This window comes from Exiguobacterium sp. TNDT2 (assembly GCF_003331145.1).
Lineage (GTDB): Bacteria > Bacillota > Bacilli > Exiguobacteriales > Exiguobacteriaceae > Exiguobacterium.
Genome location: NZ_QLVE01000016.1, coordinates 1 through 7,095 on the forward strand (window position 1 = coordinate 1; position 7,095 = coordinate 7,095).

Below are 7,095 nucleotides of genomic sequence, written 5' to 3' on the forward strand. Positions count from 1 at the left end.
CAGACGCCACGACGTTGAACGTGCCGTCGCCGAGTCCGACGAGGAGCGGTGACTTGTTCTTGCCGATATAGAGGCGTTCTTTATCTTCCGAGTCGATCATCGCGATCGCGTACGAGCCGTGGAGCTCAGACAACGTCTTGCGGAACGCTGCCTCGACGTCGCCGAGTTCGACGAAGTTCTTCTCCATCAACTGGACGATGACTTCCGTGTCCGTCTCCGAGAGGAACGGCACGTCGAGTGTCGCCTTGATTTGTTCGTCGTTCTCGATGACACCGTTGTGGACGAGCGTGAAACGACCCGTCGTGCTCTGGTGCGGGTGGGCGTTCGGCACGCTCGGCACCCCGTGTGTTGCCCATCGTGTGTGGCCGATTCCGATCAATCCATCTACTTCTGCTGGGACGACTTCGCGTAGCGCAGCAATCCGGCCGACTTCTTTATGCACGTTCACGTGATCATGCATCAAAGCAAGACCTGCCGAGTCGTAACCGCGGTACTCGAGTTTTTCAAGACCTTTGAGAAGGATTTCCTTCGCACCGGTGTTCCCAATCATTCCTACAATTCCACACATACAAAATTCTCCTCTATATTCGATTTCTCGAAAAAGGAAACGGGCTTTTTCTAAGAGCTGTCAACGCGCTCCCCTTTGGCCGTCCGGTCACCCGGGCGTTTTGAGGGTTTGCTTGTAGTCGTGACAGGCGACTAGGAGGCATCCGCCGAATACTCGATAACCTCCAACCTCGTCAACTCCGCAGAGTTCTGGCGCTTGTTTCGTACTGGGTGTCCTTCCGTTTCTAAGGTCACGCTCTTAATAGTACAAATCACACCCCCATTCGTCAAGAACATCACATAATTTCACAGTGACAAAACGGAAACAAAAAGGGAACCCATAATTGGATTCCCTTGTTTTATTCCCTGTTTCGCCAAAATTATCCTTCAACGCCGTAATCTTCACGGACAACTTGGGCAATTCGCTCGACGTAACGGTCACATTCTTCTACTGTCGGTGCTTCCGCCATGACGCGCACGAGCGGCTCCGTACCAGAAGCACGGACGAGGATGCGGCCGTTGCCGTTCATTTCTGCTTCCGCTTCTTGAATCGTTGCGAGCACACGGTCGCCGTTCATCGCCTCATTCTTGTCCGTGACACGAATGTTGACGAGTTTTTGTGGATAGACCGGCATCTCAGCCGCGAGTTCTGACAGCTTGCGGCCTGTCGTCTTCACGATTTGGGCGAGTTGCACACCCGAAAGCATACCGTCTCCCGTCGTCGAGTGGTCAAGGAAGATGAGGTGACCCGACTGCTCGCCGCCAAGCGTATAGTTGTGTTTCTTCATCTCTTCGACGACATAACGGTCACCGACCGCCGTCTGGAGCGCCATCATACCTGCATCTTCAACGGCTTTATGAAAACCGAGGTTACTCATGACCGTCGCAACGATTGTGTTGTCTTTGAGACGACCTTTCTCGCTCAAGTACTTTCCGCAGATGTACATGATTTTATCGCCATCGACGATATCACCGTTCTCATCAACCGCAATCAAGCGGTCGCCGTCGCCGTCAAAGGCAAGACCCATGTCCGCTCCTTTTTCACGAACGAACTGTGCCAAGTGCTCAGGGTGAGTCGAACCGACACCTTCGTTGATGTTCAAGCCGTTCGGCGAGTTCCCGATCGTCGAGACGTTCGCTTCGAGGTCAGCAAATAGACGGGCTGCCAATCCGCTCGTGGCACCGTGCGCGCAGTCCAGAGCAATATGCAGCCCCTCGAAATCTTCGTCGACCGTCTGCTTCAACATTTGTAGATATTTTTGAGCACCTTCATAGTAATCCGAGACAAAACCGAGGTCTTTTCCGACCGGACGTGGCAACGTGTCTTCCGCCGCATCCAAAATCGCTTCGATTTCCGCTTCTGTCGCATCATCGAGCTTGAAGCCGTCGCTACCGAAGAACTTGATGCCGTTATCCGCTACCGGATTGTGGGATGCTGAAATCATGACACCGGCTGTCGCATCGAGCGACTTCGTCAAGTAAGCGACACCTGGCGTCGAGATGACGCCGAGACGCATCACTTCGGCCCCAATCGACAAGAGACCAGCGATGAGTGCGCCTTCAAGCATGTGACCTGAAATCCGCGTGTCACGGCCGATCAACACTTTTGGCTGTTCGCCGGCTGGCAAGTGCTTTGATAACACGTATCCGCCCGCGCGGCCTAAACGATATGCTAATTCTGCTGTCAATTCTGAGTTCGCGACACCGCGGACTCCGTCAGTTCCAAAATATTTACCCATGTATTCATTTCCTCACTTTTATATGATTGAATGCCTCATTGAATCGAGGACGTTTCAGTTTCTTCATCGACACTCGTCAACTCGATATCGATTGTCTTCGGGGAGACGACGGTCACACCTTTAGGTACTTCATAATCGACGTCGACCCCATGTAAGCCGCTCGGGAGACCTGTCAAATCCAAGGTCACACTCACACTATTCGACGTGATGTTTTCTAACAAGGACCGTTTCCCGGACAATGTCACGCCAATCACTTCAGGAGCTTGGAGCGTAAAGTTAGTCCGGTCATACCCTCGCACGGTGACAGGGACTGTCAAGCGGACCCGTTCCGTCAATTCGCCCGTGTCGTCTCGTGTCTCATCTACCGCCCGGACAAGCAATTGGACTTCTACTTGCTTCATCGCAAGCGATGAAGCGCCTTCTGGCAAAACGAGATTAGCGGTCACTTTGCCTGTCTTGTCGATGCCGTCGACATCAATTGGCTCCGTTTCCACAGTGTCAATTTGATCGAGCACGTCTTGTGGCGCAAAGACACGGACTTCCGTCTCTTCTAGCAACGTGTCGACGAGTCTGAAGTCATCGGCCACTTCACCCGTCGTCATCGCTTCAATCGGGAAGACGGCGCTCTGTTCGTAGACGGGGACCGTCACACTGATAATGTTCGGTTCGACGGTAACATTGAGCGGATTGCCGTTCGCATCTAAAATCGTCGGTTTCAATTCTCGCGTGAACGTTTGACTTTGATTCGCGACGTCGACGTTCAATGTGATTTCTTTGACGTTTTGAATCCGACTCGCACCACCCGAGACTTTCACCGTCGCCGGTTCAATGTCGGCGTCACCGACCACTTTCCCTTCCGGCAACTGATCTTTATTCAAAAGGTTGACGGAGACCGGGACTTCGATTGTCTGTTTACGGTCAATGTAGATCTCTACCGTATCCCGTTCAAGCTTGACGTTGACGTCGCCGCCAAAGCCGCGCGCCTCGACCGGAACACGGTGGAAGCCGGTCCCGAGATTCGTCAAATCGACGAAGACTTGATAATCTTTCACCAGTTTCGTCATCGTTAAACTGCTAGATGGTCCTTGAAGTTCAACGTTCATTTCTTCTGGAACGTTATATGCCACGTACTGCACCTCGTCGAAGAACACTTCGACCGGTACGTCGAGCGACATCGAACTTTGTCCGACAATCGGGAGGGCATTCGTGGAGTTGGTCGACGAACTCGTCTCGGCGACCATGAAATAAAGCAGGATGGCTAAAGCAAGTGCGATGATGCGGAGAAACCATTTATGTTGTAACCACTGATCAATCACTTACTTGTCCCCCCCTTTTTTATTAAAGAACGAGAGCGTCGTCTCTTTTTCTTCAATAACGAGTTCTTGGATCAACTTACTGCGAAGTGCCTCCTCATCCAACTCTCGATACAGACGACCGGCAATCGCGAGTGACACGGCGCCTGTTTCTTCAGAGACGGTGAGGGTCACGCTATCGGTCACTTCACTGACCCCGATGGCGGCCCGGTGTCGTGTCCCTAACGCTTTATCGATGTGCGGGCTCTCGGACAACGGCAAATAACAAGCCGCGGCCGCAATTTTCCCGTCCTGGATAATCATCGCCCCGTCATGCAGCGGGGTGTTCGGAATGAACAGGTTGATAATCAGTTGTGATGTGATGTGCGAATCCATGCGAATCCCGGTCTCGACGTACTCATTCAAGCCCGTATCGCGTTCAATCGCAATCAATGCACCGATGCGACGTTTTGACATGTATTGCGCCGAACTGACGATCGCTTCGATCATTTGACGTTGCTTATCCTCATCGCTCGTGCTCGTTCGGCCGAACAAATTACTTGTTCGTCCTAAATGCTCGAGTCCTCTTCGGAGTTCTGGTTGGAAGATGATAATGATCCCAAGTAGTCCATATGTGATGATTTGATTCAATAAGAACTGTAACGTCTTCAACCCAAAGAACCCACTGAGGAACCAGCTGACCAGGATGATGGAAATCCCTTTAATCAATTGGACCGCTTTTGTCCCACGTACAATCATCATCAATTTATAGATGACATACGTGACGACGACAATATCTAAAACGTCATTCAAATAATCGTACCAATGTACGTTCTCTGAAAGACTAAAAAATGATAAGAATGATACCTGTTCAAGTAGCGGCAAATGCTCCCCTCCTCAACTACCTAGCCAATTCGTGCAAATTACATTATATCACATTTCCGAAACCGCGCATCGCTAGACAATAAAACGAAACCAGATTGAAACGAACACAAAAAGACGCCGTCTCCGGCGTCTCCGTTAGAAGATTTGTTTGAACGAATACCACATCCACTCAAACATCCGATCGATCTGCTCAAGTTCTCCCGTGACTTCTCCAGCGCTAGCCAGATAAGCCCGACCATTTACAGCCGTCGCGTTCCCATTGACGGTCCCTTCAATTCGAAGGTCCCCGCCTTGGACCGTGATATCCCGCTCGACGGTAACGCTTTCCGGGATGACGACCTCGTTTGACGTGACAACGATGCCCGGCACTTTCGTGTACGTCATCGTCTCTGTCGATTCGTTCCATAGGCCGAGCGTCGCGCTCGACATCAAACTGAAGAATAAAGCGGCTGCCATCAGTCCTGGATGTTTGCGAATCCATCTCATCCATTGAGATTGTTGTTTACGTTTAGGGCGCACTTTTTCATCAAGTCGGGTCACAGGTGTAACATCCATCCGCGCTTTTGCATCCGGTAGAGACGCCATCACACGGGCTGTAAAATCATCGGATAGTTTCGGCCGAGGCAAGGCCTTCAGTTCGGCATCTATTCGTTCGTATTGGAGATACGTTTCGTATAATTCATCGTCCTCCAACAAGTGACGTAGTTCGTCAGATTCTTCGGGCAGGATGCCATCTTCCAAATATTGTTGTACTTTTTCTTCAGGAGTCAATTGAACCCCTCCCTGTTTTGAAAGATTGTCTTTAACATTTCTCTTCCCCGGAAGATCCTTGTTTTAACCGTAGCGACCGGCATATCAATCATGACGCTAATCTCTTTGAGCGATAAATCATCCACGTACTTCAGCAGGAGCGGAATCCGATACTTATCGGGCAACTGCTTAATCGCGTCATGCATCTCGCCTCGAATTTCGCGATGAACGACTTGGGCATCGGGTTGGGGTGCTTCATCAGCCAAATGGTCCTGATAGGTCAAGCCGTCGGTGCCCGCAATCTCGGCATCCATCGAATACTCCGGCTTTCGTTTTCTGAGACGATCGATTGCGACGTTCGTTGCAATGCGATAGAGCCACGTCTTGAACTTGTACTGAGGATCGTACGTATCAATCCGGGTATACGCCCGAATGAACGTCTCCTGGGCTGCGTCTTCCGCTTCGCCACGATCATATAATATCTTATAAGCGACAGCAAAGACACCATCCTTGTACAGTTCTACCAGCTCAGCAAACGAATCATGATTCCCCGACCTCAATTCGTCTACTAAACGGGTGGTCAGCCGTTCCATCAATCCACTTCCCCTCTCCGAAACCTATGCGGTCATCTTTCTATACGAATCATTTTCTATGTAGGTTTCAAAAAAAATCGTGACAACAAAAAAAGTTCCCAAGTCCATTGTAGCAAAGGGACTTGGAAACCGTAAGGTCATCAGACAGTTTCACCTTCCAATAACAGGTTTTCTTTGGATTTCAAAATCGTCTCGCACAACTCAAACGCCAACTGGGCCGTCGTATCGTTATGGTCAAGCGATGGATTCAATTCTACAAGCTCAATCGCAATCAAATCGTCTGCCTTCATCGCTTCAGCCAAGATCGCTTTTCCTTCCGCGGCCGTCAGACCTTGATCGACCGGTGTGCCGGTACCGGGTACAAGTTTCGCATCCAAGCTGTCCATGTCGAAACTGAGATAGAAGCGATTGACACGTGCGCGCAAGTAAGCGAGTGCTTCTTCCATCATGACGTCGACGCCCCGCGTTCGAATTTCTTCGACCGTGATCACTTTAATGCCAAGCCGATTGATTTCTCGAATCTCACCTTCATCGATGTCTCGAAGCGCCATATAGACCAAGTGCTCAGGCGCGAGTTTGGGTTCACGTCCGCCGACTTCAGTCAAGCGAATATCTCCCATTCCCATCGCCGCAGCAAGCGGCATGCCATGAATATTGCCCGATGGAGACGTTTCTCCCGTATTCAAATCAGCATGTGCGTCGACCCAGATGACGCCGTACGGTCCTGTTTTGGCAAGACCCGCCAGCGTTCCGATTGCCATGCTGTGATCGCCCCCAACGATCAAGGGGAATCGTTTCGCCTGTATCTCGATATCGACGACTTCTGCCAGTTCTTGGACCGTGTATAACACCCCGTCTACGCGTTTCAAATGCTCTTCACTGTTGATCATTTCAGATTCAGGTAACACCCGAATCATCTGTCGCTTCGTTGAGGCCGGTAATAATGTCTCCAATCCAAGTGTGCGTAACTTTGATGGACCTTGCTCTACGCCATGTTTCCCCTGTCCATAGCGAAGCGGTACTTCAATATATGACCAATTCATCCCCATTTCCCCCTTGAACGTTTAATATCTTCATTGTAAATGCTACCAAAGTCGTGGTTCAACTTCACATCATGATGAATAAACATACAAAAAGGCAGCCTGAATGGTGGCAGGCTGCCTTTCTCTGTACTCTCAAGTGAATGGTTCATGGATTTAGGCAAAAAAAAACTTAAGTCATAAGTAACTTAAGAAAAAAACAAATGGTGGAGCCTAGCGGGATCGAACCGCTGACCTCCTGCGTGCAAGG

6 protein-coding genes and 1 pseudogene are annotated in these 7,095 nt (G+C 50.4%); all 7 read right to left on the bottom strand.

Annotated elements, in window-relative coordinates:
* Positions 1–568 (bottom strand): annotated as a pseudogene (locus DPV68_RS09525) (glutamine--fructose-6-phosphate transaminase (isomerizing)); the annotation flags it as partial.
* A gap of 358 nt (positions 569–926) precedes the next feature.
* Positions 927–2,285 carry a phosphoglucosamine mutase gene (gene glmM / locus DPV68_RS09530; RefSeq protein WP_114166570.1) on the bottom strand — a complete coding sequence of 453 codons (1,359 nt, stop codon included), beginning with the start codon at positions 2,283–2,285 and terminating at the stop codon, positions 927–929.
* 35 nt (positions 2,286–2,320) lie between these two features.
* A complete protein-coding gene (locus tag DPV68_RS09535) occupies positions 2,321–3,601 on the bottom strand; it encodes a CdaR family protein (RefSeq protein WP_114166572.1) in 1,281 nt (426 codons plus the stop codon).
* On the bottom strand, positions 3,602–4,462 hold the full coding sequence (gene cdaA, locus DPV68_RS09540) for a diadenylate cyclase CdaA (protein WP_034779763.1): 861 nt from the start codon (positions 4,460–4,462) through the stop codon (positions 3,602–3,604).
* A gap of 135 nt (positions 4,463–4,597) precedes the next feature.
* On the bottom strand, positions 4,598–5,233 hold the full coding sequence (locus tag DPV68_RS09545) for an anti-sigma factor (protein ID WP_114166574.1): 636 nt from the start codon (positions 5,231–5,233) through the stop codon (positions 4,598–4,600).
* A complete protein-coding gene (gene sigW, locus DPV68_RS09550; RefSeq protein ID WP_114166576.1) occupies positions 5,230–5,805 on the bottom strand; it encodes an RNA polymerase sigma factor SigW in 576 nt (191 codons plus the stop codon). The genes DPV68_RS09545 and sigW overlap by 4 nt, the downstream gene beginning before the upstream one ends.
* Positions 5,806–5,945: 140 nt before the next feature.
* Positions 5,946–6,848 (bottom strand): arginase, encoded by a 903-nt coding sequence (gene rocF / locus DPV68_RS09555; RefSeq protein WP_114166578.1) that lies wholly within the window; start codon positions 6,846–6,848, stop codon positions 5,946–5,948.
* Between the last annotated feature and the right edge of the window lie 247 nt (positions 6,849–7,095).